The organism is Streptomyces rimosus subsp. rimosus (assembly GCF_000720725.1).
In the GTDB taxonomy this organism is placed as follows: domain Bacteria; phylum Actinomycetota; class Actinomycetes; order Streptomycetales; family Streptomycetaceae; genus Streptomyces; species Streptomyces rimosus_A.
In genome coordinates this window covers 1-1,582 of sequence record NZ_JOCQ01000221.1, presented here as the reverse complement: position 1 = coordinate 1,582, position 1,582 = coordinate 1, and the positions used below count along the sequence as shown (strand labels likewise).

The 1,582-nt window shown below is 74.7% G+C and carries 1 protein-coding gene; it reads left to right on the top strand.

Features of this window, described 5'->3' with window-relative positions; translation table 11 throughout:
• The first annotated feature begins 272 nt into the window (after window positions 1–272).
• Entirely contained in the window at window positions 273–1,337 is a 1,065-nt protein-coding gene (locus IH45_RS0142565) for an SIS domain-containing protein (protein WP_050515592.1), read from the top strand.
• The last annotated feature ends 245 nt before the right edge of the window (window positions 1,338–1,582 follow it).

Below are 1,582 nucleotides of genomic sequence, written 5' to 3'. Positions count from 1 at the left end.
GTGGCGAGTGGTGACCAGGGGGGCTGGGGCTGGGGCTGGGGCTGGGTCCGGGGGCTGGAGGCCGGGCCGCAGCGTGGATGGCGCGCCGTCGCGGCCGCGTGTACGGTGCCGCCGCGGGACGGGTACCCGGGGACGCACACCCAGCGGGAGGCGGCCACATGTCCGGCGACGCGAATCGCACAGCGAACGACACGTCCGCGGCGCAGGCCCCCGCTTCGGCGGCCGGTGCCGCCACGCCGCGCAGCGTGGGGGACGAGCGTCCGGGGCGGTTCATGGCAGCCGAGATGGCCGAGCAGCCCGACGTACTGCGCCGCATCCTCGCCGAGGGCGCACCCCGCATCCGTACGGTCGCCGAGCAGATCGCCGTCCGCCGACCGCGGTTCGTCCTGCTCACCGCGCGCGGTACGTCGGACAACGCGGCCCTGTACGCCAAGTACCTCTTCGAAGTGCGGCTCGGCAAGCCCTGCGGTCTCACCTCCATGTCCACGACCACCGCCTACGGCGCGCGCCCCGACCTCCGGGACTGCCTCGTCATCACGGTCAGCCAGTCCGGCGGCTCACCCGACCTCGTCGCATCCACGCGGGCCGCCCGCGAGGCCGGTGCGATCACGCTCGCGGTGACCAACAACGCGGAGTCGGCGCTCGCCGGGGTCAGCGAGTTCCACATCGACGTGCTGGCCGGTCCGGAGCGCGCCCTGCCCGCCACGAAGACGTACACGGCCGAACTCCTCGCCCTCTACCTCTTCGTCGAGGACCTGCGCGCCGGCGGGGGACGTCCCGGCCTGCGCGTGCCGGGCGACCTGGTCGCGGGTGACCTGGCCGCGAAGGCGCTGCCGGACCTCGCCGCGTCCGTCCTCGCCCGTCACGACGAGGTCAGAGCTCTCGCCGCCCGCTACCGGTTCGCGGAACGCATGGTGCTCACCTCCCGTGGTTACGGCTATCCGACGGCCAAGGAAGCCGCCCTGAAGCTCATGGAAACCAGTTACATCCCTGCCCTCTCGTACTCCGGAGCGGACCTGCTGCACGGCCCGCTCGCCATGGTCGACAACATCTCTCCCGTCATCGCGATCGTCACCGACGGCAGGGGCGGGCAGGCGCTGCGGCCGGTGCTGGAGCGGTTGCGGGACCGGGGTGCGGATCTGGTGGTCATCGGCAGCCACGCCGAGGTGGGGCGGGCGGCGGCCGGCTTCGCGCTGCCGACGGACGGCGTGGCGGAGGAGCTTCAGCCCATCCTGGAAATCCTCCCTCTCCAGAGGCTCGCCTACGAGGTCACGCTCGCGCGGGGGCAGGACCCGGACGCGCCTCGCTCCCTGGCGAAGGTCACCGAGACGCGCTGACCCGGCGGCACCGGGCCGGAGAGACTCCGCGTATCCCGACCCGGGCTGGCCGGGGCGCTCCGCGTGCCCTCCGACCTGGTGCCGGCGGGGAGGCCCGGGTGTCTCCGAGCCGGTGTCGGCGGGGAGACGCTGCGGGGGTCCGAGGCCGCTTCGCTCCCGTCGCGGCCCCCAGCCCCCGCTCCGCAGCCTCCGGCCCCCGGCTCCCGGCCCCGGCTCCCGGCCCCCAGCCCCGCAGCGTCCTACCG

What these genes read in the sequence shown, in the direction of transcription:
- IH45_RS0142565 (WP_050515592.1), top strand. Translation starts at nt 273, where the DNA reads ATGGCAGCCGAGATGGCCGAGCAGCCCGACGTACTGCGCCGCATCCTC.